General features: G+C 66.0%; 25 protein-coding genes and 1 pseudogene. 13 read left to right on the top strand and 13 right to left on the bottom strand.

The genetic code is table 11. The features are described from left to right. Positions 1-233 (bottom strand): annotated as a pseudogene (locus tag AC1DFR_RS19710) (dihydrofolate reductase family protein); the annotation flags it as partial. Positions 234-476: 243 nt separating this feature from the next. Next, complete coding sequence (locus tag AC1DFR_RS19715; RefSeq protein ID WP_476874258.1) at positions 477-1025, bottom strand: putative immunity protein; 549 nt, start codon at positions 1023-1025, stop codon at positions 477-479. A gap of 322 nt (positions 1026-1347) precedes the next feature. Here AC1DFR_RS19715 and AC1DFR_RS19720 point away from each other — a divergent pair, with 322 nt between their 5' ends. Both AC1DFR_RS19720 and AC1DFR_RS19725 read left to right on the top strand, forming a co-directional pair. Beyond that, positions 1348-2280 (top strand): hypothetical protein, encoded by a 933-nt coding sequence (locus tag AC1DFR_RS19720; protein WP_476874259.1) that lies wholly within the window; start codon positions 1348-1350, stop codon positions 2278-2280. A gap of 82 nt (positions 2281-2362) precedes the next feature. Next, positions 2363-2857, top strand: coding sequence for a DUF1801 domain-containing protein (locus AC1DFR_RS19725; protein ID WP_476857390.1), 495 nt, complete (start codon positions 2363-2365; stop codon positions 2855-2857). 97 nt (positions 2858-2954) lie between these two features. Here the strand turns inward: AC1DFR_RS19725 and AC1DFR_RS19730 are convergent, their stop codons facing one another. Together AC1DFR_RS19730 and AC1DFR_RS19735 are read right to left on the bottom strand one after the other, a co-directional pair. Then, a complete protein-coding gene (locus AC1DFR_RS19730) occupies positions 2955-3596 on the bottom strand; it encodes an NADPH-dependent F420 reductase (protein ID WP_476857389.1) in 642 nt (213 codons plus the stop codon). 146 nt (positions 3597-3742) lie between these two features. Next, positions 3743-4333 carry a TetR/AcrR family transcriptional regulator gene (locus tag AC1DFR_RS19735; RefSeq protein WP_476874260.1) on the bottom strand — a complete coding sequence of 197 codons (591 nt, stop codon included), beginning with the start codon at positions 4331-4333 and terminating at the stop codon, positions 3743-3745. Positions 4334-4419: 86 nt separating this feature from the next. Here AC1DFR_RS19735 and AC1DFR_RS19740 point away from each other — a divergent pair, with 86 nt between their 5' ends. Then, positions 4420-4761 (top strand): hypothetical protein, encoded by a 342-nt coding sequence (locus AC1DFR_RS19740; RefSeq protein WP_476858725.1) that lies wholly within the window; start codon positions 4420-4422, stop codon positions 4759-4761. A gap of 22 nt (positions 4762-4783) precedes the next feature. Here AC1DFR_RS19740 and AC1DFR_RS19745 read toward each other — a convergent pair whose 3' ends face one another. The 3 genes from AC1DFR_RS19745 to AC1DFR_RS19755 all read right to left on the bottom strand — a co-directional run bounded on the left by AC1DFR_RS19745 (position 4784) and on the right by AC1DFR_RS19755 (position 7586). Then, positions 4784-5980 (bottom strand): luciferase domain-containing protein, encoded by a 1197-nt coding sequence (locus AC1DFR_RS19745; protein ID WP_476874261.1) that lies wholly within the window; start codon positions 5978-5980, stop codon positions 4784-4786. Positions 5981-6132: 152 nt separating this feature from the next. Beyond that, positions 6133-7116: a zinc-binding alcohol dehydrogenase family protein gene (locus AC1DFR_RS19750; RefSeq protein WP_476874262.1), complete on the bottom strand. Its 984-nt coding sequence runs from the start codon at positions 7114-7116 to the stop codon at positions 6133-6135. After that, positions 7113-7586, bottom strand: a complete 474-nt coding sequence (locus AC1DFR_RS19755; RefSeq protein ID WP_476871962.1) for a MarR family winged helix-turn-helix transcriptional regulator — start codon at positions 7584-7586, stop codon at positions 7113-7115. Before AC1DFR_RS19755 ends, AC1DFR_RS19750 begins: the two co-directional genes overlap by 4 nt. A 165-nt stretch (positions 7587-7751) precedes the next feature. Here AC1DFR_RS19755 and AC1DFR_RS19760 point away from each other — a divergent pair, with 165 nt between their 5' ends. From AC1DFR_RS19760 to AC1DFR_RS19800, 9 genes are all read left to right on the top strand, one after another. Beyond that, on the top strand, positions 7752-8546 hold the full coding sequence (locus AC1DFR_RS19760; RefSeq protein WP_476874263.1) for an IclR family transcriptional regulator: 795 nt from the start codon (positions 7752-7754) through the stop codon (positions 8544-8546). A 151-nt stretch (positions 8547-8697) separates the two neighbouring features. Beyond that, the gene (locus AC1DFR_RS19765) at positions 8698-9975 is read left to right on the top strand and encodes a cytochrome P450 (protein WP_476874264.1); all 1278 of its coding nucleotides are present in this window, start codon (positions 8698-8700) and stop codon (positions 9973-9975) included. 5 nt (positions 9976-9980) lie between these two features. Continuing rightward, on the top strand, positions 9981-11174 hold the full coding sequence (locus AC1DFR_RS19770) for a PEP/pyruvate-binding domain-containing protein (protein ID WP_476874265.1): 1194 nt from the start codon (positions 9981-9983) through the stop codon (positions 11172-11174). Positions 11175-11242: 68 nt separating this feature from the next. Continuing rightward, positions 11243-13120, top strand: a complete 1878-nt coding sequence (locus tag AC1DFR_RS19775) for a PEP-utilizing enzyme (protein WP_476874266.1) — start codon at positions 11243-11245, stop codon at positions 13118-13120. Next, positions 13113-13874, top strand: coding sequence for an SDR family NAD(P)-dependent oxidoreductase (locus AC1DFR_RS19780; RefSeq protein WP_476858717.1), 762 nt, complete (start codon positions 13113-13115; stop codon positions 13872-13874). Before AC1DFR_RS19775 ends, AC1DFR_RS19780 begins: the two co-directional genes overlap by 8 nt. A gap of 47 nt (positions 13875-13921) precedes the next feature. Further along, the gene (locus AC1DFR_RS19785; RefSeq protein ID WP_230010994.1) at positions 13922-14242 is read left to right on the top strand and encodes a 2Fe-2S iron-sulfur cluster-binding protein; all 321 of its coding nucleotides are present in this window, start codon (positions 13922-13924) and stop codon (positions 14240-14242) included. A 2-nt stretch (positions 14243-14244) separates the two neighbouring features. After that, positions 14245-15558 carry an NAD(P)/FAD-dependent oxidoreductase gene (locus AC1DFR_RS19790; RefSeq protein WP_476874267.1) on the top strand — a complete coding sequence of 438 codons (1314 nt, stop codon included), beginning with the start codon at positions 14245-14247 and terminating at the stop codon, positions 15556-15558. Positions 15559-15598: 40 nt separating this feature from the next. Next, positions 15599-16336, top strand: coding sequence for an HD domain-containing protein (locus tag AC1DFR_RS19795; protein WP_476874268.1), 738 nt, complete (start codon positions 15599-15601; stop codon positions 16334-16336). Continuing rightward, entirely contained in the window at positions 16333-17850 is a 1518-nt protein-coding gene (locus tag AC1DFR_RS19800; protein WP_476874269.1) for an aldehyde dehydrogenase family protein, read from the top strand. Before AC1DFR_RS19795 ends, AC1DFR_RS19800 begins: the two co-directional genes overlap by 4 nt. A gap of 53 nt (positions 17851-17903) precedes the next feature. Here AC1DFR_RS19800 and AC1DFR_RS19805 read toward each other — a convergent pair whose 3' ends face one another. The 4 genes from AC1DFR_RS19805 to ligD form a co-directional block, all read right to left on the bottom strand. Then, positions 17904-18446 carry a TOPRIM nucleotidyl transferase/hydrolase domain-containing protein gene (locus AC1DFR_RS19805; protein ID WP_476857378.1) on the bottom strand — a complete coding sequence of 181 codons (543 nt, stop codon included), beginning with the start codon at positions 18444-18446 and terminating at the stop codon, positions 17904-17906. 62 nt (positions 18447-18508) lie between these two features. Then, positions 18509-19534 (bottom strand): NADPH:quinone reductase, encoded by a 1026-nt coding sequence (locus tag AC1DFR_RS19810; protein WP_476874270.1) that lies wholly within the window; start codon positions 19532-19534, stop codon positions 18509-18511. 150 nt (positions 19535-19684) lie between these two features. After that, positions 19685-20497, bottom strand: coding sequence for an MBL fold metallo-hydrolase (locus tag AC1DFR_RS19815; protein ID WP_476874271.1), 813 nt, complete (start codon positions 20495-20497; stop codon positions 19685-19687). Between the two features lie 520 nt (positions 20498-21017). Then, positions 21018-22262 carry a non-homologous end-joining DNA ligase gene (gene ligD, locus AC1DFR_RS19820; protein WP_476874272.1) on the bottom strand — a complete coding sequence of 415 codons (1245 nt, stop codon included), beginning with the start codon at positions 22260-22262 and terminating at the stop codon, positions 21018-21020. 48 nt (positions 22263-22310) lie between these two features. Between ligD and AC1DFR_RS19825 the strand changes: the two genes are divergently transcribed. Further along, complete coding sequence (locus AC1DFR_RS19825) at positions 22311-22703, top strand: VOC family protein (RefSeq protein ID WP_230009733.1); 393 nt, start codon at positions 22311-22313, stop codon at positions 22701-22703. A 31-nt stretch (positions 22704-22734) separates the two neighbouring features. Here the strand turns inward: AC1DFR_RS19825 and AC1DFR_RS19830 are convergent, their stop codons facing one another. Both AC1DFR_RS19830 and AC1DFR_RS19835 read right to left on the bottom strand, forming a co-directional pair. Beyond that, complete coding sequence (locus AC1DFR_RS19830; RefSeq protein ID WP_476858709.1) at positions 22735-23196, bottom strand: hypothetical protein; 462 nt, start codon at positions 23194-23196, stop codon at positions 22735-22737. A gap of 95 nt (positions 23197-23291) precedes the next feature. Further along, positions 23292-24329, bottom strand: a complete 1038-nt coding sequence (locus tag AC1DFR_RS19835; protein WP_476874273.1) for a LacI family DNA-binding transcriptional regulator — start codon at positions 24327-24329, stop codon at positions 23292-23294. Between the last annotated feature and the right edge of the window lie 24 nt (positions 24330-24353).

The raw sequence follows: 24353 nt of genomic DNA on the forward strand, positions 1-24353 counted from the left end.
TCATCCCAGTCCCCGCGGACCGGGCCGAACATGTTCCGACCCATCACATACGCGCCCCGTGGGCGCATGAGCCACTCGTTCGCGACCTTGTCGGCATCGTTGGCCCGCGGGTCGCCGATGTGCCAGCCGTGCAGCTCCAGCCCCCGCTTGCCCAGGGGGTTCTCGCGGCTCTGGTCCGGCCCGGCGACGAAGCCGTCCAGCGAGATCGACATGTGGCAGGTGGTGTCCGGCATCGCGAACCTCCAGAGTGATAGCGACTTGCATGCGGTCGTGGGGATTCTGGGGATCGTAGCAGGTGATGGCATCCTCGACCACCGTCTCCGGCGGCTGGTCCCGCCGGTCTCCTCACCCGGGCACGTGGGCCAAACTGCTGGCTTCCAGGAATCCAGTAGCTGTATCGGATTTTCTGGCAGCACCAGTGCGGGCGGATGGTGTCGCGGTGGGGGACCGGCTTGCGGGCGGCAGATTCAACTGGATTAGGCAGGCCGGTCGGGGCGGGCCAAGTCGGCCTGGATCGTGCGGATGATCGAGGCGAGGATTCCGGATGCGAGAAGTCCTGGCCCCAGCGGACCGGCGGAATTCGCGCCCAGCGGTGGCAGGCGCCGGAGCGCGGACCGGGCTTCGGCGCTCATGTGCTCGAGTTGCCAGTGGATCTCGTCATCGATCGTCTGGGGCCGACCGGGCGCGGCCAGTCCGGCCGCTTTCGCGGCATACGCGGCTGCCCCCAGGGCGTGCGCGCCCATGTGGGCGACGGCGGCGGCTTGCGTGGCGGACCGGGCGGCAGCCACCGCAGCAGGGCTGGTCACCTCGCGTGCGGCACGGCCGGCCACAAACCGCCGGCGGATCTCGTCGGCGGCACTGAGTTCACCGCGGGCGAAGGCCCGCGCCCGGGCGATGGCGTCGCGGGGGCGATCATCTGCCGGCGCCTCGGCCTCAAATAAAGCCACAACCCGCTCAGCGCAGTCTGCGGCCCAAGTCGCGACGACGCGGCGCTCGGGCTCACTCAGCGTCTGCGGAGAAGCCATATCAGCACCATACACATGCTGTGCAGACCGGTCGGCTTACGGGCAGTGCGATGGACGCGAATCTCGGTCTCGATACGTGGGCACGTCTGGATTCCCGGCCGGAACCCTGGACATGACTTGGGTGTGCCGGACCCGCCCCTAAAGCAATGCCGCCTGTTCCGGCTGGAGGTCTCTACCGGGCGGGTCGCAACCTGGGTTCCCATCGGACTGCGACAGAATCGGAATCGGGTTCAGCCTGTGGGCCCACTGACGGCACCAGAAACTCCCAGGCCGGGCAGTGTCGACTTGAATCGATCGACCGCCACAACGAAAGCGGGTCATTGTGGGCATCTTCAGGAAGAAGTCTCCCGAACCGGAACCGCTTGATTCGCACCTCACGTTCTTCACGATTTCAGGCGCTAACCATTTCCGAACGATCACGCGCGAAGTTTTCGCCGAGATGGGACTCGAAGTCCATGTTCAGCCCGGCCACGCTGTCGATGACTCCGGGCGTGAATTCGGATTTTGGAACGTGGCCGCCGCTTGTGGTGACCAGCCGCAATCCTTGTGGCGGGACCTGATACGCGAACATCTTCAACGCGTTCTGGCGAGCTTCGACGCACCCGATCCGTTCGACATCCTTGCCCCTGCTGATGTAGCGAAGCAGACTTTCGCACGCCTTTATGATGAGGCGAGCATGCCAGGGATCGACGGCTACCCGCACAGGGAGTTCGCGCCGGGCATCGTCGAGATGATCGCGCTCGACCTCCCGGACACGGTTACCGTTTTCAGTCACAACAACGCAAACAAGTTCGGCGGGTTCGAAGCCCTCAGAACCCAGGGTATTGCGAACCTTCGCGGGCTGGCAGTCGAAAAACTCGAAACCCTCCCTGCACCGGGAGGGGGCTCGTTCACGGCTCTGTTAGGTGAATCTGTCTATGCCGGGAGCCGGGCTCTGCTTCTTCCCGACTTGGCCTCAGAAGTCATGGGCAAGCGCGTCCGAGAAGAATTCGGCTGGCTCATGAGCGTCCCGAACCGACACCAAGTCGTTTGGCACATCATCGAAGACGCCACCGTCATTTCGGCGGTTAACGGAATGGCCCGATTCGCCGCCATGGGATACAGCGATTCACCTGCACCGGTGAGTCCACACGTCTTTTGGTGGAACGGGACGAGCTACGAGCAACTTACCGAGGTGTCCGACGATGGTGGCCTGGGGATACGAGTAAGTCCAGCATTCCAGGCCGTCCTGGAATCGATAACTGCGGACAGGTAGCAACTTCCCCGAAGAGCCCGATACGGCTCGCGAGAAAACGGTTGTGGTTCCGTCTGGCGATGGGTGAGGAATAATACCCTCCATGACCAGCGGGGAGATCGGTAAGAGGGAAGCCCAAAAGCCGGCAACGCGCACCGGTGCGCGTGTTGACGTCGCCCCAACTCTGCCGGAAGCCATGACCGGCAGGGCAAGCCCGGCGAAAGCGGCGGTCGGCGACAAGCCGGTCTTCGCATATATCGCCAGCCTGCCACAGCCGCAGCGGGGCATCGCCGAAACGGTCGATGCTTTGGCGGCAAAGACACTGCCCGGCCTCCGGCGCTCAGTGAAGTGGGGCATGTCCTACTACGGAGTCGGCGACGGGTGGTGCTTCAGCTGCGGCGGATTTGCTGGCCATGTCAAGCTCATGTTTGTGAATGGCGCCGCGCTCGAGCCCGTACCTCCGGTGACACCGGTGGGGATGGGCAAGTCGACTCGGGGTGTGGAGCTCGAATCCATGGACGACGTCGACGAACGCCAGATCGCGGCGTGGATGAAGCAGGTCGCGTCCGTGCCGGGTGTCGGGGGCAAGAAGCGTTGAACCGGAGGCCTGCCGCCGAGGCAAACAAGAGCACGACGGCGGATCCGGCCCGCCGTCGTCCTATTGCGTATATTTTTGTCGCCTATCGCTGTCCGGGTTACTTGGTGACCTGAAGTCCGGTGTCCCAGTTGAAGTCGGCGAACTCGGGGTTGGCCTGCATGGTCATGAGGACGAACTGGAAGCCTTCGAGTTCCCGGGAGCGCTTGAGCGGACCGACCACCAAGGGGCGCATGCCGCCGACGCTGACGAAGCTGCTCACGGCGGCGGTGGCGTCCGCGTTGTCGCCGGCGATGAAGACGTCCAGGGGCTGTCCGCCTGACTCTCCGGCGACGAGGGTGCCGGCGAAGGTGGTGTTGAACGCCTTCACCACGTTGGCGCCGGCGGGGGCAAGCTGCGCGATTTCTTCGGCGGCGGAGGTGCCGGGTTCAACGACCAGGGAGTCAAAGGTCTCGAAGTTCACCGGGTTGGTGATGTCGACGATGGTCTTGCCGGTCAGGGCCTCGCCGTAGGCGCTGACGACGTTCTTGGCGGCGTCGAACGGGACAGCGAGGACCACGATGGCGCCCTGCGGGGCCTCGGCGGTGGTCCCGAAGGTGACGCCGGCGCCGAGCTCGGCGGCCAGTTCCTGCGCTTTGGTGATGTCCTGTCCGAGGATTTCCACGGTCAGGCCGCCGGCGAGTGCTCGGGTGGCGATGCCGCGGGCCATGTTGCCGTTGCCGATGATGGTGAGGTTCGTCATGGGTGTCTTCTTTCCGAATATGCGGGCCAGGAGGGTTTTCATCAGATTCTGTTCTCTTGGGGAGTGATGCTTGAAGCTACAACTAAATGTACGTCGGTAAAGTTGAAGCGTCAACTATTTTTTCGAACGGAACGGAGTATTCGCGCCTATGACGGCCGCTGGGCCGTATCCACGGCATCTTGAGCGAGCAGTTCGCCGGTGCGCACGATGGATGCGCGCCTGCGCTCTGCGTCCGGCGGTCCGGTGATCACGAGGGGGACATTCGGGCTCGCGACCCAGGCGTGGCACAGGGTGACGATGGTCAGGAGCAGGTCTTCCGCCGCGGCCTCGCTCAAGGCCGGAAGGGCACTCCGGATCTCGGTGACTTTGTTCGCCGAGCGGAGGGTGCGGGCCTCGGCTCCTACCGGATGTCCCTGCTCAAGCCCCTCCCAAAAGGTAAGGCGTGCGAGGCTGGGGCGGCTCCTGGAAAAATCAAAGTACCGTCCCGCGAACTCTCCGATCGCACCAGGACCCATGCCGGCGACCGGAAGGTCGTCCAGGGCGGTGACGAGTTCGCGGGTGAGCGCCGCTTCAAAAAGTCCGGCCTTGCCGCCAAAGTAGAAGTAAATCCGTTCGCGGTTGCACCCGGAGATCCGCGAAATCTGATGGATACGCGCACCGGAGAAGCCCCGATCGGAGAACTCGGTAATGGCGGCATCGAGGATCTTCTTCTGCGTCGCATCAGTGTCCCAGGCCATGGCCCCCATCATAACTCCAACCGTTTGTTTGCTTTCGCGAAACAGCGCGCAGTAGCATCAATTCCAACCAGACGTTTGGAGATTGAGTGGAACACGAGGGTAAGGCGCTAGCGGCCGATGAAACGGATGCGCATCATCACCGAACCGTCGGTGTGGCATCGGTCCATGTGAGGGCTGCTATCACCTGGGTGGCGATCTTTCCGCTGGCCGCAATCGGGATGAGTATTTTGGCCGCTTTGGCGCCGGAGTGGCCACCGATCCTGCGCGCTTTTACGCTCACTCTTGTGGTCGTTCCCATTGCCGTCTACTTCGCCGTTCCCCGCCTTCTCCTGCTCCAGGCGAAGCTGGCCCACGTTGCCACGCGCACTCGGGCGCGGCACAATGCGAAACGCCATGCGCGGGTTCGCAAGCCACGCCGGGGTGCATGATCGGGGCCGGCCTGCCGGAACGTTACAACCTGTGGGCGTCGGGGCCTGTGGCGCAGGCGTGACTGGTCTCTACCATTGCAGCGACCACGTGCAGCTCATTCTCGTCGCGGGGCCCGTAGACCATGACCATGCCTCGAGCCAGCCGGATGCCGGCCAGCGGGTGGGCCACTGCCCAGCCCTTGGCGATTGCGTCCGCGGCCAGTTGGGGCGGCAGGGCCAGGTGGAGGGAGCCGTCGTGGGGCGGGTGCTGGTGGGCAAACTCCCCGGCTGAGGGGACCAGGAACGCATCCTCGGGAGCGTCAGGTTCCGGCTTTATCATCAGGCCCCGCGCGCCTGGAACGGAGATAACGGACTGCGAAGTCGAGACTCCGGCGAGCGAACTGATCCTGGCGAACAACTTTTCCCGAAGGTCCACTGGCGCATTGTCACTGCGCTGTTCCTGCGGGATTGTCCATGACACGGTGGGACGCTGACCGGCCCTGCGGGGAAGAGTGCCGTCCGGCAGGGCCGGCCAGCGTCCGCCGGTGGTGCCTTCATCCGCTCCGGAACGAGCCAGGAACGACAGTCGCTCGTGGATCCAGCCCCCGAGTTCACGGAGCGTCTGGCCGCTGATCTGGTGCCCTCCGGGGTCGCGGCGGGCGTAGGCGGGGGCGGCGGAATCCGTCAGCAAGTAATTCCAGGTGCGGTCCAGCAGTTCCGTCGGGATGACTTTGTCCTGATCGCCCTGAGCGACGAAAACCGGAAGGCCTGCCAGCCGGGCCGGCGTGACCGGGACACCGGCGTCGAACGGCAAGGTGCCGTACAGAATAGCCGCACCGGAGAATCGTTGCGGATCTGCAAGGACCAGCCCGCCAGCGAATGCTGCACCCCCGCTGAAGCCGACGAGCACGACCGGCCGGCCTGCGGGGGCGACAGCATCGAGCCAGGTTCGGAACCACGCCATGGATGCCGTCAGCGACTCGGCGACCGGACGGCCGATGCCACGGTTGGCAAACCATGCATAGCCGCCGCCCTCTGCGATCGGCGCCCGGACGGCGGCGTAGGCCGGGCCGGGCGGCAGGTGGTCGGCGAGGGCAATGATCTCGCGCTCGCTTGAGCCCCGGCCGTGCAACAGCACCACCAGGGGAGCCGCAGGGTCGGACGACCCGGCCGTCGTCGCCACTGCCGAGGTGCCCGGGTGGCGGCCGTCAAGATCGGTGGACTTCTCGGAGATGCGCATGAATGCTCCTGCTCGGGGGTGTTGGGCACAATAAGTTTCTCTTGAAGCTTCAAGTATTATTGCGCGTCGCGTATTCCCCCAGCGACTGTTGCGAATCAGCGGGGCGTCGCAACAGGGTTGGGGGAAGTAGCATTCGCTGCCGGCTGTGGGTCTTACGTGGTGACGACGAGTTTGCCGCTGACGCGGTTTTCCTCCATGTCCGTGTGGGCCTGGACGATGTCGTCGAGGGCGTAGACCTTGCCGATGGGTACCATCACGGTGCCGTCACTGACGGCCTGCAGGAATTCCTGGAGCACGCCGCCGGGGAGGTCGGGGGCGCCGCCTGTGTAGGAGGTGAGCCGGACGCCCCGCGGAATGTAGTCAATCGGATAGAAGTCCGGGACCGTCCACTGGTTTGAGAGCATCCCGGTGAAGCAGACGACGCCGTGGACCCGGGTGGCGCGCAACGTGTCGGGCAGCGTGGGGGTGCCGACGAGTTCGAGGGCGGCGTCCACGCCGCCCGGAACAATGCGGCGCACGGCAGTGGCGAGGTCGCCGTCGTCGATCAGGACATGATCGACGCCGATCGAGGCGAGCGCTTCCCGCTTGGCTTCGTCACGCGTTGAGGCCAGGACGGTGAGCCCGCGGCGCTTGGCAAGTATTGCGGCGGCCATGCCGACGGAGGAGGTTCCGCCGCGGATGAGCAGGCTCTGGCCGGCCTGGATGTCCAGGCCAATGGTGAGGGAGCCGTGGGCGGTCTGAAGCATCTCCGGGACGGCGCCGATGACGGACCAGGGCAGCTCTGATTCGAAGGCAATGACCTGCCGGGCCGGCACGCACGTGTACTCGGCGTAGCCGCCGTCGAACACGCGGCCCATGCCCCCCATCAGGGTGGCGACCTTCTGCCCGGTGCGGAACTCGCCGCCGGGGGAGTTGGCCACCTCGCCGACAGCTTCGATTCCGGGCACGCGCGGGAACGTGACGCCCTCGGCCAGGCCCAGGCGGGTGTGCAGTTCCGAGCGGTTGAGCCCGAACGCCCGGACCCGGATGAGCACCTGGCCCGGCAGCGGCACGGGGATGGGCAGGTCGCGAATGAACAGCGCCTCGGCCGGCCCTGGGCCGTCCAGCACCACGGCCCGCATGGTGCCGCTGCTCACTGACCGGCCGCCGTCGAGTCCACGGAGGGCCGCTGGGCGCTGCGGACCCGTGTCAGGAGGTCCAGCAGGGTGGTGGTCTCCTGCGGACTCAGGGCCGGGGTGAACCAGCGCGCGAGTTCGGCCTCGATCACTGCGCGTCCCCGAGCGACCACCGCGGCACCCGCCGCCGTGAGGTCAAGGAGTGAGGAGCGCCGGTCGCCCGGGTTCAACTTCCGCGAGCAGTACCCGGCCGCCTCAACACGGTCAACCAGCTTGCTGGCGCCGCCCACGGTTATGGCCAGCGCCGACGCGATGTCGAACACCCTGCACGTGCCAAGGGAGGAGACAACGACCATCGCCTCGAACCTGCCGAGGGGAAGTCCGCATTCCTGGCGCAGGCGGGCGTCGACCGCATCCCACAGCTCGGTTTCCAGCCGGGTCAGTGCGCTGAAGAGGGGATAGAAGTCAGTCTGGCCAGTTCTGGTGTCCATGGATCAAGATTAGCGTTTGGATTCCATGGAAGATACTTCCCCGGATTCTACTTACCGGCCGGCTGCAGCTCTTAGGGGGACTCGTGTGCTCCTGCTCGAGGGCTAGACTCTGATCGGACGTCCCGGCGACCATCGACGATGGGCGAATATCGCAGAGGAGCCTTGATGGCTGGCGGCAGCACTGAGCCCGGTAGGACTGTGACCTCGAAGGTGCTCTCCATCCTGGAAGCCTTCGAAAAGTCCCGGGGTGCCCTCAGCCTGACGGAAATCGCGGAAAAATCCGGGCTGCCCCTGAGCACCGCCCACCGGCTTGTCAACGAGCTCACGGACTGGGGATTACTTTCCCGCGAGCCCAACGGCCGCTATCAGCTGGGCATCCGCCTCTGGGAGCTTGCCCAGAACACCGGGCGGCAGCTCCGCGACGCGGCGCGCCCATACATCCAGGATCTTTTCTCCCTCACGGGCGAAACCGCGCACCTGGCCGTCCGGTCCGGCCACGAGGTGCTGTACATCGACCGCGTCTACGGCTCCAAGCGCCTGCCCCGAGCTTCCCGCGTCGGCGGACGCCTGCCCATGCACGCGACCGCCGTCGGGAAGGTCCTCCTGGCCTTCGAGGAGGATTGGGTCCGCGACGCCTACCTGAACCGGCAGCTCGAGCGGCACACCGCGCACACCCACGTTGACCCGAGAAAACTGGCCGCCGAACTGACCCAGATCCGGGAGCAGGGCTACGCCACTACCCTCGAGGAAGTCCGGCTGGGCTCGTGCTCCATCGCCGTCCCGGTCTTCCACACCGGCAGAATCGGCGCCGCGATCGGCCTGGTGCTTCCCACGAGCCAGGCCGCCACGATGAGCCGCCACCTTCCCGTCCTGAGGGGCATCTCGGCGCAGATCGAACGCGCCACCGCGCGGATCCCGCTGGAAACGCTGCTGGGCAGCCACACTGCGGCATCGCACTAGGCCGAACCCTGCAGCTGCAGGCCCGCGGCAAAGTGGCTTCCGCTCAGTGGAAGCCATTCCTGCCATCCCGAGGTGACGGGGGCCACACTGGTGGAAGAACCCCCGGCATGCACTGCTGCTGCCAGCGGGACCGGAAAACCAAGGAGCCCAGATGTCATCGTCGACTGAAACGGCCGGCCGCTGTCCCTTCGGACACGGCGCCGAAGCCCCTACGGGGCACCACGGCTACGAGCCGTTCCAGATGAAGGATCCCTTCGCCGCCTACGCCGAACTCCGGGCTGAGCAGCCCGTGATGTTCGACGAGCGGATCGGCCTCTACGTCGTCTCCCGCTACGACGACATCAAGGCCGTCTTTGAAGACTGGGAGACTTTCTCCAGCGAAAACGCCCAGGCGCCTGTCCGCGAACGCGGTGCCGCGGCCAAGAAGATCATGGACGACGGCGGCTTCACCGCCTACTCAGGCCTCTCCGCCCGCCGCCCGCCGGAGCACACCCGCATCCGCGCCGTGGTGCAGAAGGCCTTCACCCCCCGCCGGTACAAGGCTCTGGAACCGTTCATCCGGCAAAACGTCGTCGGACTGCTTGAAGAAATGCTGGCCCGGCCGGAAGGCCGCGGCGACATGGTCAAGGACCTTGCTTACGACGTCCCCACCATCACCATCCTCACCCTGATCGGCGCAGACGTGGCCCAAGTCGACACCTTCAAGCGCTGGAGCGATTCCCGCGCCGCCATGACGTGGGGCGACCTCACTGACGACGAACAGATCCCGCACGCCCACAACCTGGTGGAGTACTGGCAGGAATGCCTCCGGCTGGTCAGGGTGGCTCACGAGGAAGGCGGCGACAACCTCACCGCGGACCTGGTCAAAGCGCAGCAGGACGGCGCCGAAATCTCCGACCACGAGGTCGCTTCCGTCCTCTATAGCCTGCTCTTCGCCGGCCACGAGACCACCACCACGCTGATCTCCAACGCCCTCCGCGAACTCCTGGCCCGCCCCGAGCAGTGGAAGCAGCTGGTGGAGGACCCGAAAAAAATTCCCGCCGCCATCGACGAAGTCCTGCGCTACGCCGGCTCGATCGTCGGCTGGCGCCGCAAGGCCCTCAAGGACGCTGAAGTTGGCGGCGTCGCCATCGAAGAAGGCGCACAGTTGCTGCTCCTCATGGGCTCAGCCAACCGGGATGACACCAAGTTCGACGCCGGCGAGGACTTCGACATCACCCGCCCCAACGCCCGCGAGCACCTGTCCTTCGGGTTTGGCATCCACTACTGCCTGGGCAACATGCTCGCCAAGCTCCAGGCCAAGATCGCCCTCGAGGAAGTGGTCCGGCTCGTCCCGGAGCTGCAGCTGGAGCATCCGGAAACTATCTCCTTCCGGGAGAACCTCTCCTTCCGCGTCCCCGAGACCGTCCCCGTCACCTGGAAGGCCTGAGAAATATGCAGAGCAACGAATACGTCCAGTTCTTCGACGGCGGCATCGAACCGAAGCTCGAAAACCTTGGCGGCAAGGGCGCCTCCCTGGTCACCATGACCTCCGCCGGCATGCCCGTCCCGCCCGGCTTCGTGGTCACCACCGCGCAGTTCGAAGCCTTCATGGAGGAAGCCGGGATCACCCGGGACATCCACCAGCTCCTTGCAGGACTGGACCCCGAAGACATGGGCCAGGTGGATAGGGTGTCCGCCGCGATCCGGGCGGACATCTGCTCCCGCGCGGTGCCTCAGGCCCTGCGCGAGCTCACCGTCGCCGCCTACGAGTCCCTGATGTCCCGCTTTGAGTCGCCGGTCCCGGTGGCCGTTCGCTCCAGCGCCACCGCCGAGGACCTGCCGGACGCCTCCTTCGCCGGCCAGCAGGACACTTACCTCTGGCTCGACGGCGTCAAGGCCGTCACCGAGCACATCCGCCAGTGCTGGGCCTCGCTCTTCACATCCCGCGCCATCATCTACCGGCTCAAGAACAACATCCCCAACGAGGGCCTCTCGATGGCGGTCGTGGTGCAGAAGATGGTCAACGCACGGGTCTCCGGCGTCGCCATCACCATGGACCCCACCAACGGCGATCGTTCCAAGATCACTATCGACTCCTCCTACGGGGTGGGGGAGATGGTGGTCTCCGGCCAGGTCACGCCGGACAACATCATGCTGGACAAGGTCACGCTGGCGGTCGTCTCCGAACACCTCGGCGACAAGCACGCCGAACTCGTCCCGGACTCCGTTGCCGGCCGCCTGGTGGAGCGGGAGGTCGACGCCGAACGCCGCGGCCGCCGCAGCCTCACCGGCGCCGAGCTCACCGCCGTCGCGCAGATGGCCAAGCGCGCGGAGAAGCACTACAAGTGCCCGCAGGACATCGAGTGGGCCCTCGATGCGGACTTGCCGGACGGGGAGAACCTGCTCCTGCTGCAGTCCCGCCCGGAAACCGTGCACTCCTCGAAGCCTGTTGTCCCATCCTCGGCAGCCGCCGGCGGCTACTTCAGCGGACTCAGCCCCGCCACTTCTGCGGCAGCGCCCGCTTCCCCGACGACGCCAGCCACCACGACGCCAGCCACCACGACGCCGGCCGGCCCGGCGCCGTCGTCCGCCACCGGCTTTAGCCTCGGCAGCATCACCGCCTCACTGCTGAAGCCGTCCTTCTAGATCGTTCCGACCCGCTAGTCCGCTACGTCACCCAGGCTCAACGCCGAGCCCGTATTGAAAGGACCGCCATGTCCCTGAAGTCCTTCCCCAAACCCTCCGAGCTCGCGGTCCCCGCCGGGGCCGAGGGCTGGGAAAAGATCTACCCGTACTATCTGGTCTTCCAGGACAAGCTCAAGGAGCAGGAGGACGCCAAGTTCTGGTTCTGCGACAGCCAGCATTGGCCCACCGTGTTCAAGCCCTTCGAGACCATCGGCGGCGAGTTCGCGGTCAAGTGCCTGGGCCAGTACAACGCACGGCACCTGATGATCCCCAACGCCAACGGCATCGAGTTCCGCGTCCACCTGGGCTACCTCTACATGTCGCCCATCCCGGTGCCGGAAGACCAGATCGCCGCCCGCGTGCCCCTGTTCGAACAGCGCGTTGGCCACTACTTCCAGAACTGGGACCAGCTCCTCAAGCAGTGGCACGTCAAGGTCAAGGGCACCATCGACGAAATGGAAACCATTTCCTTCCCCAGGCTCCCGGACCTGGTCCCCATGGAGGACATCCTCTCCGGCAAGGGCAAGGACGGCTCCGAGAAGCTCCTTGAGAGCTACGACCGGCTCATCCAGCTGGCCTACCAGAACTGGCAGTACCACTTCGAGTTCCTCAACCTCGGCTACATCGCCTACCTGGACTTCTTCAACTTCTGCAAGCAGGTGTTCCCCAACATTCCGGACCAGTCCATCGCCACCATGGTGCAGGGCGTGGACATGGAGCTCTTCCGCCCGGATGACGAGCTCAAGCAGCTCGCCAAGCTTGCCGTGGAACTTGGGATCCAGGCCCACTTCAGCAACACCGACGACGTCGAGGCCACCCTGGCTGCCATCGCCGCGGCCCCCGGCGGGGAGCGCTGGATGGCCCAGTACGACGCCGCGAAGGACCCGTGGTTCAACTTCACCGTGGGCAACGGCTTCTACGGCCACGACAAGTACTGGAACGAACACCAGGAAATCCCGCTCGGCTACATCGCGGACTACATCCGCCGCGTGGACGAGGGCCAGGAAATCATGCGGCCGGTGGAGGCGCTCATCACCGAACGCGACCGCATCATCGAGGAATACCGCGAGCTGCTCGAAGGGGAAAACCAGGCCCTCTTCGACGCCAAGCGCGGGCTCGCCGCCACGGCCTACCCCTACGTGGAGAACCACAACTTCTACATCGAGCACTGGACCATGGGCGTCTTCTGGCGCAAGATCCGCGAGCTGTCCCGCATGATGCAGGCCGAGGGTTTCTGGACTGAACCGGACGACCTCCTCTACCTGGGCCGCAACGAGGTCCGCGACGCGCTGTTCGACCTGGTCACGGGCTGGGGCGTCGGTGCCAAGCCGATCGGTCCCGACTACTGGCCGGCAGAGATCGAGCGCCGCCGCGGAATCGTGGACGCGCTCAAGACCGCCCGGCCTGCCCCGGCGCTGAACACCCCGCCGGAATCCATCACCGAACCCTTTACCCGGATGCTGTGGGGCATCACCACCGAGCAGGTCCAGCAGTGGCTGGGCGCCGGCGAGGAAGTGGAGGGCGGGGGCCTGCGCGGCATGGCTGCCTCGCCGGGCGTGGTGGAGGGCCTGGCCCGCGTCATCACCGACGCGGACCAGCTCTCCGAGGTCCAGCAGGGCGAGATCCTGGTGGCCACCGTCACCGCGCCGTCCTGGGGCCCGATCTTCGGCAAGATCAAGGCCACGGTCACGGACATCGGCGGCATGATGAGCCACGCGGCCATCGTCTGCCGGGAGTACGGTCTTCCGGCGGTGACCGGAACGGGTTCCGCCTCCACCACCATCAAGACCGGCCAGCGGCTGCGGGTGGACGGCACCAAGGGCACCGTGCAGATCCTCGATGCCGACCAACCGGAGCTCCTGGCGACCGGTCCCGGCGCGCACGCCCACAGCCACAGTCATGTCTGAGCTGAACGCGCCGGCTGCAAGGACCGTCCTGATCACCGGTGCCGCCGGCGGGCTGGGCCGGGCGTTTGCGCTCGGCTTTGCCGGCCGCGGGTACCGCGTGGCGGTCGCCGACATCAACCTCGAGGGCGCTGAGCAGACGGCCAAACTGGTCCGCGAACTCGGCGCCGAGGCCGCCGCCTTCCCGGCGGACGTCACCAGCGTGGACTCCACTGAGATCCTCGCACGGGACTGCGCGGACTTCGGGAACGGAAGCATCGACGTCGTCCTCAACAACGCGGCGGTGTACGCGGGGGTGACCCGCAGCCCGTTCGAGGACATCGACCCGGCCGAATGGGACCTGGTGATGAACGTCAACCTCAAGGGCCCCTGGCTCGTGACCCGCGCGGCGAGCCCGTACCTGCCCGAGGGCGGGCGCGTCATCAACCTCTCCAGCGCCACCATCTTCAGCGGCTCGGAACAGTGGCTCCACTACGTCGCGTCCAAGGGCGGCGTGGTGGCCCTGACCCGGGTGATGGCCAAGGAACTGGGCCGCCGGGGGATCACGGTCAACGCGATCGCCCCCGGCTTCACGCTGACCGAAGCCAGCTACGGCCTGATGGAGAACGCCGAGAACTACGGTGTGGACCGCGGGGCCATCAAGCGGGCCAGCCAGCCCGAGGACATCGTGGGCGCGGCCCTCTTCCTGGCTGGGCCGGACAGTTCCTACTACACGGGCCAGACCATGGTGGTGGACGGCGGCCGCCAGTTCATCTGAGGCGCTCCCTTGCCTGCCATCATCCGATTCAACCTAAGGAGAACCACATGCCAACGGTTCATTTCACCGACGCCGGGGGCGCTGTCCGCGACGTCCAGGGAAACCCCGGCGATTCAGTCATGGAAACGGCCGTCCGCAACGGCGTCCCCGGGATCGTCGCCGAATGCGGCGGCTCATTGTCCTGCGCTACCTGCCATGTCTTCGTCCGCGAGGACTGCCTTTCGCAGCTTCCGCCGATGGAGGACATGGAAGACGAAATGCTCTACGGCACGGCCGTCGACCGTGAGGACAACTCGCGGCTGTCGTGCCAGCTCCGGCTCACGGACGCGGTGGAGCTGTTCGTCACCACCCCGGAAACCCAGGTGTAGCCGTGGGCGCGGAAGCAGTGGAGCAGGCAACTGACACCCTCGTCGCGGAGCAAAGCACTCCAACGCGCACGGGGCTCCTGATCATCGGCGCCAGTCAGTCCGGGGTCCAGCTTGCTGTATCGCTGCGGGCACTCGGCTTCGACGAACACATCACCCTGCTCGGAGACGAGGACCACCGACCCTACCAGCGGCCGGCCCTGTCCAAGGAGTTCCTGCAGGGCACGGTAGAGAGCGAATCACTGATCTTCCGCTCCAACGATTACTGGGCCGGACACAACGTGGCCCTGGTCAAGGGCGAATACATCGTCCGGATCGACAAGGAACCCACCGGCTCCGGGGTCGCGCATTCTTCCTCCGGAAAACAGTTCCCTTTCAAGCGGCTGGCGCTCACGGTCGGCGCCCGGGCCCGCAAGCTGGAGATTGAGGGCGGGAACCTCGACGGCGTGCTGTACCTCCGCAACGCCGACGACGCGCTGGCACTCAAGGCGCGGGTGGGGGATGCCACGGATGTGGTGGTGATCGGCGGCGGGTTCATCGGACTGGAGGCCGCGTCCAGCCTGCGGAAGATGGGCAAGAACGTCACGGTTCTGGAGTTCGGTCCGCGGCTCGTTGGCCGCGCCGTGGGAGATGAGACGGCCGGGTACTTCCTGCAGGCGCACCGTTCCCGCGGCCTGGACATTCGGCTCAACACCAGCGCCAAGCGCTTCACAGCAAGCGAGGGCGGTAGCGCGGTCGCCGGCGTCGAACTCCAGGACGGCACAGAGCTCTCCGCGCAGATTGTGCTCGTGGGGATCGGCGTCATTCCCAACACACAGCTGGCCGAACAGCTCGGGCTGACGGTGGACAACGGGATTGTGGTGGACCGCTTCGCGCTGGCCTCGGACGGCACAACGGTGGCGATCGGCGACTGCGCCAACATGCCCAACCCGGTGCCAGGGTCGGAGCCGGGGGAGCGGATCCGGCTGGAAAGCGTCAACAACGCCATCGAACACGCGAAGGTGGCCGCCTACTCGCTGACCGGGCGGCGCGAGGAATACGCCGGGATCCCGTGGTTCTGGTCCAATCAGGCGGACCTCAAGTTGCAGATCGCCGGACTGTGCAACGGCTACGACCAGACGGTACTCCGGCGGGACGAGGACCGCGGGAAGTTCAGCGTCCTGTACTACCGCCAGGGCCAGGTCATCGCCGCGGACTGCGTCAACGCCCCGCTGGACTTCATGGCCGTCAAGAACGCACTGGCAAAGGGCCAGAACATCCCTGCCGACGCCGCGGCGGACCCCGCCACGCAACTCAAGACCATCACCACGGACAGCTAACTGCACTCAGACAGTACGCCGGCCCACCCGAAGGAGCATTATGAGCACCCCCAAGACTCCGGTCGCAGCCAGCCCCGCCGCTGAACCGGTGGACGTGCCGGCCCAGGCCTTTGCCGCGGAGTACAGCGTCCGGCCAGTTCCCGCGGCTGGTCCGGTAGACACCACCGCGATCTGCAATACCCCGGCTGCCGTTCAGGAACTCGACGCCCTGTGGAAGGCCGTGGTCCATGAGACGCGGACACGCGGAAACGACATCCACTTGCCGATTTCCTTGGCCTACGCCGAACGGCTGTGCCGGGCCTATCCCGGCGCCGACGCTGAACTGGTGCGCGTGGCCACCGTGCTGCACGACACTGGCTGGGCCCACGTTGATGAATCCCGCATCATATCCGAGGGCTTCACCGGTGACTGGCGGAAGGCCGCCATCCGCTACGAACACGAGCAGCAGGGCTGCGACGTGGCCCGCCGGGTGCTCCCCGCCCTGGGATACTCCACCGAATTCATTGAGCGCGTCTGCGAGATCATCGACGGCCACGACACCCGGCCGGTGGCCCGGTCCCTGGAAGACGCCCTGATGCGCGATGCCGACAGGCTATGGCGCTTCGACCGCGCCGGGATCGCCCTCGCCTCCTCGTGGTTCGCCATGGACCCGGCCACGTACACCGACAGGCTGGCCACCGAGATCCTGCCCGAACTCATCACCCAGGCCGCGCACGATATGGCCGCCGCGGACCTAAACCGATCCAACGCCCTTCTTAAGACGGCGGTGATCCGATGACCTCCGCCACGCATGATGCTCCTGCCCTGGTAGCCCGGACGGAGCTGTCCCTGCCGCATACGCATGTGGATACGATCTTTGTTGACGGCGCGTGGCAGCCTTCGCGGGGCACCGGCCGCAACCCGGTGACCGACCCCGCTACGGGCGAAGTGTGGGGCTCGGTGCCGGACGGAACGCCGGAAGACCTGGACGCCGCCGTCGGCTCTGCCCAGCGTGCCTTTCAGGGCGAGTGGCCCCGGCTTACCCCGTCTGAGCGCGCCAGCTACCTTCTCCGGATCGCTGAGGAGGTGGAGAATCGGGCTCAGGAGCTTGCCCTGACGAACTCAAGGGAAAACGGCTCACCGGTGTCCGAATCCGCCGGGGCGGCAGCCAACGCGGCCGGTATCTTCCGGTACTTCGCCACCCTCGCCGCGTACCTTGAGCATGAGGATGTCCGCCCCTTCCCGCGCGGCGGCGGCGAGTCAGTAGTGCGGCGCGACCCGTTGGGTGTCTGCGCGCTGATCGCGCCGTGGAACTTCCCCATCAATCTGGTGGTCATTAAACTGGCGCCGGCTCTGCTGGCAGGCTGCACCGTGGTGATCAAGCCGGCGTCGCCCACGCCGCTGTCCATCCGGGTGATTGTCGAGGCCGTCGCCGCGGCCGGGGTTCCGGCGGGCGTGGTCAACCTGGTAACCGGCTCCGGCCGGCTGGGGGATCAGCTGGTGAAGCACCCGGGCGTCGATAAGGTGGCGTTCACGGGATCGACGCCGGTGGGCCGGAAAATTGCCGCGGCCTGCGGGGAACTGCTGCGTCCGGTCACGCTGGAGCTGGGCGGGAAGTCAAGCGCCATTGTGCTCCCTGATGCGGATCTGGACGCGATGTCCCAGGTGCTGATCCGGTCGTCGATGCGCAACACCGGCCAGACCTGCTACATCTCGACCCGGATCCTGGCGCCCGCGAGCCGTTATGACGCAGTGGTGGAGATGGTCACGGCCACGATTGCGGCCGGAAAGCAGGGTGATCCGCTCGAGGCGGACACTGTGTTCGGCCCTTGCGCAACGGAGTCCCAGTACCGGACCGTGCTGGAGTACGTGGAGTCGGGCCTGGCCGACGGCGCGCGGGTCACCACCGGGGGGCGTTCGGCGTCGTTAGGCGGTGGCCTTGAGGGCGGCTATTTCGTGCAGCCCACGGTCTTCGCCGACGTCACTCCGGAGATGCGGATCTCCCGCGAGGAGATCTTCGGCCCGGTCCTGTGCATCCTAAAATACGACGACGCCGATGGCAGTGTTGACGAGGCCGTCGCGCTGGCGAACAACACCGGGTTCGGGCTCGGCGGTCTGGTGTTCGGGCAGGACGCGGCGGCTGCTCTGAACGTGGCCGACCGGATGGACACGGGCTCCGTGGGCATCAACTTTTTCGCATCCAACCATGCAGCCCCCTTTGGCGGCCGGCACGATTCCGGCCTTGGCACCGAGTACGGGATTGAAGGCCTGAACGCGTACCTGAGCTACAAGTCCATCCACCGCCGCACGTAGATAGCGGGATGCCCGTGACACGGTGAAGGCATTCGATCCTTTGGGCGGCAGGATCAAAATGATGCAACGAGGTGGGCGAGCGGCGGAGGCGCCTGTCCGGCCGGCAAAGCGTCGACCAGCAGCGGCGCGTATCGGACCTTGTTGCCGCTGCGTCCGCCGAAGAACCGGCGCAACTGCGCCGTTATTGGCCGCTCTCGCAGTGACGGCTGGCGTTGGAGGAGTCGGAACGACGCGAGCTCGCCTTGAGCGGCGATGACTTTGAGCACGGCATCGATCCCCAGGCAGCGGATGAGTTCGTCCTCCAGATCGGCGTGACAGACGTGGAACCCAAGCTCGGCCAGCGAACCGGACCCGATACCTGCCCGGCCGAGCGCGCGGGCGATGCCACGGGATTCCCCTGCATCACACAGGCCCAACAACCGGTGGCCTGCGCCATTCGGTCCGTAGCGGTCGAGGAAGTGAACGATGCTGGTCGCGCCTCCCATCGGCACGACCGACACCCGCAAGGCTGCCAGGTCATGGCCACGGCGGAAGGCCAGCGCCTCAACCGCAAGCCGGTCACTCTCACCTTCGACCAACACCGTCGTCGCCTGCATGGAACCAGTATGCCGAACGCATTGTCTGGTCGCAGGCTCCTCGCCGGACACGCAGAAGGTGGTCAGGCCGCGGACACGTCGACCAGGACCTTCCCGACGAAGCCTTGTTCTACGGCGTCGTGCGCTGCCGCGGTTTCCTCGAGCCGAAAGCGGGTGAGGGGCAGTCCGTGTTCATTGCCGACCCGCAATGCCCCCGCTTTCAGCGCATCGGCGACGGCGGCAACGGCCGCCGCCTTCTGCTGCTCCGTCACGGTGTACGTGAGGATGAACTGGAATTGGACGTTCTTGCCCATGCTCTCGCGAATGGGAATGGCCAAGGATTCGCCGGGGTTGGCAGCATAAATGGAAATGGTTCCGCCCGGCTTCACCACCTTGAGGTCATTGCCGATGTTCGCCGGAGCATTGACGTCGACGATCGTGTCAACGCCTCCAGGGGCTGCCTCGTGCACGGCCTGTGGGACGGCGGCAGTGCGATAGTTGATCACACTGTGCGCGCCGGCCCGGCGGGCAAGTTCACCTTTCCGCTCCCCGCTCACGGTCGCGATGACGGTTGCCCCGGCCCAGCGGGCGAGCTGAATGGCCGCGTGCCCGACCGCACCCGCGCCACCGGTGACCAGCACCACCCGCCCTTCCAGGGCGCCCGGCGAAAGCCTGGCCGGGCCGTCCTGGCTGGAGGTCAGTGCACGATGTGCCGTCAGTGCCGGGATCCCCAGGGATGCGCCCGTGTCGAAGGACTCCATCTCTGGAAGGGCAACGGCCTGCGCGGCCGGCACCACCACGTACTCCTGGGCTGTGCCCTCGGTGCCGCCCCAGGCGACGTCCCAGAGCCAAACACGATCGCCGACGGACAGCCCCGGCACGCCGGATCCAAGCTCGTCGATAACGCCGGCACCATCCTGGTTGGGCACTTTTGGTGCCTCCAGCCTGCTGCCGGTCCCGGCGGCGGCCCGGGACTTCCAGTCGGTGGGATTGACCCCGGAGACCACCACCCGGACTCTGACCTGGCCCGGTCCGGGTGCCGGCAGTGGCCTGTCTTGGAGGGCCATCACGGACGATGGCCCTGTCTTTTCGTACACGATGGCCTTCACTGTTACTCCGCTTCTTCGGATTCCATAGGGGGAAGGGATGAGAGCGCCGTGAGAACCTGGGGTTCTCCTGGTCGCCATGATGGCTCGGATACCTCTGACGTCTACTGCGGCGCTTGATCCCACGCTAACGCAAAAGGGGAACTGGGCGGATCAGGTCAAATGGTCGAAGTCGCCGCGCGCCCAAGCAGCGTGTCGTTGGGCGGAATCGTGCAGAATGGCCTTGGCGCCGGACGCTATGACATTGTTGAAGTTGCCGTAGATCCGGTCGAAGTTGAGTTCTCCCAGCTGCGCGGCGATTCGCACTGCCACCGCGCCGGATAGCGGCACGTGGTTAGGGTAGCTGCGCATGAAGGCGATCGAGCGACGGTCTGGATTCGGATACACGCTGTCACCGGTCAGCAAAACTCCTTTGCCGCCGGTGCCTGCAGCCCAGTGCACGACCGCGCTGCCCGGGAAATGGCCCCCGGTCTGGTGCAGGGTCAACCCTTCGGCGATAGGTTGACTGCCGGACCAGTATTTAATGAGCGGATCATTGCGCCCCAGCCATCGCCGGTCTGCATCCGCCACAAGTACGGGGACACCGCCGAGCCGATGCGACCATTCGACCTGCACACCGAACATGTGTGGATGGCTGGCGGCGATCGCCAGGACCGGGCCCCGCTCGAGCACTGCCTTCGCAGCGCTGTCGTCGACATACCCGACCGGATCCCACAACAGCGAACCCTCGTGTGTCGCCACAAGCTGGGCGGTCTGGCCGATCCCGACTTTTGGCTCTGTCCGGATCCCGACAAGGCCCGGCTCGTTCTCCGTCAACACCGTTTGCTGGCCCTCCTGCGCCAGCCCGTCCAGTGTGAGCCACTTTTGTCCGTCCTCGGGTACATACTGCCGCTCGTCGGTGCAGATCGGGCAAACGTCCCGGGCAGGTTCGTCGCGTTCCACGGCGCAAGTTGCACAGATCAGCATGGCGGGTCCCTTCGAATGGCTTGTGTCCTGCTCCTCTTGCCCACCGTAAGCGTGCCCTGCGTCGTCGGGAAGCCTATGCCGCTATCAACTTCTAACGCGAACATCTGGCGTTCAGGCCCGTCCACCCCGCCGCGTCCTTGGCCATGTTCGACGGCGGTGATGTGCGGCGGCCGCGATGGCAGCCGCAAAATGGATCCCGCAATCCGAGTGCGCGTCGAATTGGGTGTCAGGAGCGTCGATGCATATTCAACGCACCGACGGGGACAACAGGGCGGCTATGACGTTCACCGCATACCAGCCCAATGCCCCAAGTGCACCCAGAACGGCAACGGAAACCACCCAAAATAGGGCAGAGAGTTTCGGCCTCGGCTTCTCATCCATAACAACCACCCCGCAATCAATTGGCATACCTCGGACCGAATCTTGGCTGAACCCCCTTGCGGAAAGCTTGGAATCGAGCAAGCCTCAAGACGCCTGAGCCCCGTCCTTGGTGTCAGGATCCGGTGTCAGGATCCGGCGGTCAGGATCCAGGGCGCCCCGGCCACTCTTTGCCGGCCCAGGGGTCGTAGTCGGCGATGAGCTCCTCCTGCGGCGGACGCTCATTTTCCGGGACGTGTTGCAGGTTCACCCGGACCCGGTACCAGAGCGAACTCGATCCCCGCATTCTGTCGACGAGTACGTCTGCGGGGTGCAGGGCTGATAAGAGGTCCGCATGCCGGGTCTTCCATTCCTCGAGCGCCGCGAGCGCCTCGGGCTTGGTCTTGGTCCGTGCCACCTCGATGAGCGGCATTACCGATTGCCGGCGGCCCAGACCGTCGCCGCCGCGCGGCGGCTTCTCGGCGGGGCCGAGCCCGGCAGCCAGACTGATGAGCCTGTCGAGTGTCCCTGCCGCGTCGTCGATCCCGGCGTGGGGGTCGCCCATCGCCGCGAAGCGCTCAAGCACCGTGGGCACCGTGAATTGTTCCGGCCGGGTGGAGGTAACCTCGTCCCACGTGAGCGGAGTCGAGACCCGGGCGTCGGGCAGGGGCCGGATCGAGTACGCCGATGCCACGGTGCGGTCCTTGGCGTTCTGGTTGAAGTCGACGAACACACTCTCGCCGCGCTCCTCCTTCCACCACCGTGCGGTGGCGAGGCCCGGAGCGCGGTTCTCGACCTCGCGGGCGAGGGTCTCGGCGGCGAGCCGCACGTCGTAGTACGACCACTGAGGCGCGATGCGCACGAGGATGTGAAGTCCCCGCGAACCGCTCGTCTTCGGCCACCCCACCAGTCCGACGTCGTCGAGCACCTCCCGCGCGACATAGGCGACGTCGACGATCTGCGCCCAGTCGACCCCCGGCATCGGGTCGAGGTCGACCCGGAGCTCGTCCGGGTGCTCGAGGTCCTCGGCACGCACGGGGTGCGGGTTGAGGTCCAGGCATCCGAGATTCACGACCCACGCCAAGCCTGCAGCATCCCGGATGACGGCCTCTTCGGCTGATGTTCCGGACGCGTAGTGCAGCGTTGCCGTGTCGATAAAGTCGGGGTGGTTTTCAGGCACGCGTTTCTGAAAGAACGGCTCAGCGCCGATCCCCTTCGGGAAGCGCTTGAGTACCATGGGCCGGCCGCCTGCGCCCCGCAGCGCACCGTCGGCGACGGCGAGGTAGTAGCGGACCAGGTCGAGCTTGGTCAGCCCGGGTTCGGGGAACACCACCTTGTCCGGACTCGAGATGCGAACCTCGTTGCCGGCTATGTTGAGGATCTCGGCGGGGGTCTTCGACGAGTTCATTCCGCCACGCTAGTTCCGGACGGCTGCGCTTGGGAATAGCATTCCGGCATGGACGCCAAGTTATTCGCCTATCTCAGCTACAGTGACGCACCCGCAGCCCTGGACTGGCTCCAGGCCGTGGGATTTGGCGTTATTCAGCGGCACGACGGACCCGCAGGGTCAGTGCTGCACGCCGAGATTTCCATGGGGGAGGCGGTGCTAATGGTGGCAAGTAGCGATGCCGCCTACCAGCGGCCGCCACTTATCGGCCAGTCAACCGGCCAGGGACTATATCTTCTGGTCGAAGACGTCGACGCCTTTCATCAGAAGGCCCTCGCCGCGGGCGGAACCTCAGTGATCGAGCCCGAAGCCACCCAATGGGGCGCCCGGCGCTGCCGGGTGCTCGATCCGCAAGGACAGGAATGGAGCGCCGGCACCTACCAGCCCGGAATAGTCTCGTGATGCGTCCTTGCCTGCCCCCGGGCAGGCGCTTTTAGGTGCCCTCCTGGGTGCCGGTGTCGAAGGGCTTGCCCGCGGCCGGCGGCTTTTCGCCAGGCGTACCTGTTCCGGCCTTGCGCAGCGGATCTACAGTACCTTCCGCGCCGTAGTCACCTTCGGTGTACTGGCCGATTTCCGACCCGGCCGTGCGTCCCGGAGCCGTGCCAGCGCCGCCGTAGTCGGCTGCTACGTAGCGCCCGGATTCCTTGGCTCGGTCTCCCAAGGGTTCGGGCAGGCCGCCCTCCCTGCCGGCCGCACCGTAGTCACCTTGGACGTATTGGCCTTCCTCGTCCTCGGCGTGCCGGCCTCTCTGCACGCCAGCCTTACCGTACGCTCCTTCGACGTACCGGCCCCGGAGCTCCTTATCTTCTGGTTTCACGTCCGCGGGCGCCTGGTCCGCGGGCAATTCGGAGTCGCTGCGGTCTGTCATGATCCTGCCCTCCAGAGACGAATCCATGCGTCTAATCCGGCGCAATTCAAGTCTAGTCAGGGCCACTGCACCACGACAGAGGGCAGCGGCCGCCGGCCGCCCGCCTTGGGTGGCCAAGAGTGTCAGGTGTGGGCGGCGGGAGCGGTGGTGCTTCGAACGACGAGGCGCGGGGCCAGCACTTCGGTACGTGGCTGCAGGGAGGGGTCGGCGATGCGGGCGAGGAGAAGCTCCGCGACGCGGATGCCTACGTCCCGGCTGACGGGGTCGACGGTGGTCAGGGAGACGTGGCGGATCCCGGCGAGATAGGTGTTGTCGTATCCGACCAGTGAGAGTTGTCCCGGCACGCTGATGCCGTGCTCGTCGGCGGCCGAGAGCGCACCGACGGCGAGGATGTCGTTGGCGGCAAAGACCGCTGAGGGGGGCTGGCCGCCGTCGATAAGGCGGCTCATTGCCTCAAAGCCGGAATGCTCGCTCAAGTCCGTTGGTATCACTCGGATGTAGTTCTGCAAGCCGTGGCGGGTCATGGTGTCCCGGTAGGCGTCGGCCCGCACGGTAGCAGAGCCGGTGGGAGCGGTGAGGAAGGCAATGTCGCTGTGGCCGAGACCAATCAGGTGCTCGACGGCCATCCGGGCGCCGGCGGCGTCGTCGTTGGTGACGCGGTCCGCTGCCGGGAGGTCGAAGGCGCGGGTGCCGGCGACGACGGCTGGCGTGAGCAGTGTGGCGCGGGTGAGGTCTTCATCGGCGTTGAAGTCTCCGGCGATGACGAGGCCGTCGACGCGCAATTCCATGAAGGCGGACACCGGGCTTTCCCCTGGGCGGGCCAAATAGCGTGGATCGCCGAGGACCATCCGGAGGTTCTGCTCCCGGAAGATGTTCTGCATGCCGTCGAGCAGCTCCACGAACCAGGGATTGGAGAGGTCGTCCAGCAGCACTCCTACTGTTTGCGTCCGTCCGCTGGCGAGCGAGCGGGCCGCATTGCTGGGCCGGTAGTCGAGTGCGGCTATGGCGATGGCAACAGCTTCCCTCTTTTGTTCACTCACCTTTGGTGAACCCCTCAGCACCAGGGATACGAGTGCGCGAGATACGCCGGCTTCGCGCGCCACATCCTCAATGGTGGCGCGTTTGGCCGCTCCATGCTGGTTCAGTTCGTTCCTGGACAAATGGCCTCCTGCCGGCAAGCGTAT

It is taken from the genome of Arthrobacter sp. 05T410 (assembly GCF_056396505.1).

Coding starts and splice junctions, on each gene's coding strand:
- AC1DFR_RS19715 (WP_476874258.1), bottom strand. CDS start 1,025: ATGGCTTCTCCGCAGACGCTGAGTGAGCCCGAGCGCCGCGTCGTCGCG.
- AC1DFR_RS19725 (WP_476857390.1), top strand. CDS start 2,363: ATGACCAGCGGGGAGATCGGTAAGAGGGAAGCCCAAAAGCCGGCAACG.
- AC1DFR_RS19730 (WP_476857389.1), bottom strand. CDS start 3,596: ATGACGAACCTCACCATCATCGGCAACGGCAACATGGCCCGCGGCATC.
- AC1DFR_RS19735 (WP_476874260.1), bottom strand. CDS start 4,333: ATGGCCTGGGACACTGATGCGACGCAGAAGAAGATCCTCGATGCCGCC.
- AC1DFR_RS19745 (WP_476874261.1), bottom strand. CDS start 5,980: ATGCGCATCTCCGAGAAGTCCACCGATCTTGACGGCCGCCACCCGGGC.
- AC1DFR_RS19755 (WP_476871962.1), bottom strand. CDS start 7,586: ATGGACACCAGAACTGGCCAGACTGACTTCTATCCCCTCTTCAGCGCA.
- AC1DFR_RS19760 (WP_476874263.1), top strand. CDS start 7,752: ATGGCTGGCGGCAGCACTGAGCCCGGTAGGACTGTGACCTCGAAGGTG.
- AC1DFR_RS19765 (WP_476874264.1), top strand. CDS start 8,698: ATGTCATCGTCGACTGAAACGGCCGGCCGCTGTCCCTTCGGACACGGC.
- AC1DFR_RS19770 (WP_476874265.1), top strand. CDS start 9,981: ATGCAGAGCAACGAATACGTCCAGTTCTTCGACGGCGGCATCGAACCG.
- AC1DFR_RS19775 (WP_476874266.1), top strand. CDS start 11,243: ATGTCCCTGAAGTCCTTCCCCAAACCCTCCGAGCTCGCGGTCCCCGCC.
- AC1DFR_RS19780 (WP_476858717.1), top strand. CDS start 13,113: ATGTCTGAGCTGAACGCGCCGGCTGCAAGGACCGTCCTGATCACCGGT.
- AC1DFR_RS19785 (WP_230010994.1), top strand. CDS start 13,922: ATGCCAACGGTTCATTTCACCGACGCCGGGGGCGCTGTCCGCGACGTC.
- AC1DFR_RS19795 (WP_476874268.1), top strand. CDS start 15,599: ATGAGCACCCCCAAGACTCCGGTCGCAGCCAGCCCCGCCGCTGAACCG.
- AC1DFR_RS19800 (WP_476874269.1), top strand. CDS start 16,333: ATGACCTCCGCCACGCATGATGCTCCTGCCCTGGTAGCCCGGACGGAG.
- AC1DFR_RS19805 (WP_476857378.1), bottom strand. CDS start 18,446: ATGCAGGCGACGACGGTGTTGGTCGAAGGTGAGAGTGACCGGCTTGCG.
- AC1DFR_RS19815 (WP_476874271.1), bottom strand. CDS start 20,497: ATGCTGATCTGTGCAACTTGCGCCGTGGAACGCGACGAACCTGCCCGG.
- ligD (WP_476874272.1), bottom strand. CDS start 22,262: ATGAACTCGTCGAAGACCCCCGCCGAGATCCTCAACATAGCCGGCAAC.
- AC1DFR_RS19825 (WP_230009733.1), top strand. CDS start 22,311: ATGGACGCCAAGTTATTCGCCTATCTCAGCTACAGTGACGCACCCGCA.
- AC1DFR_RS19830 (WP_476858709.1), bottom strand. CDS start 23,196: ATGGATTCGTCTCTGGAGGGCAGGATCATGACAGACCGCAGCGACTCC.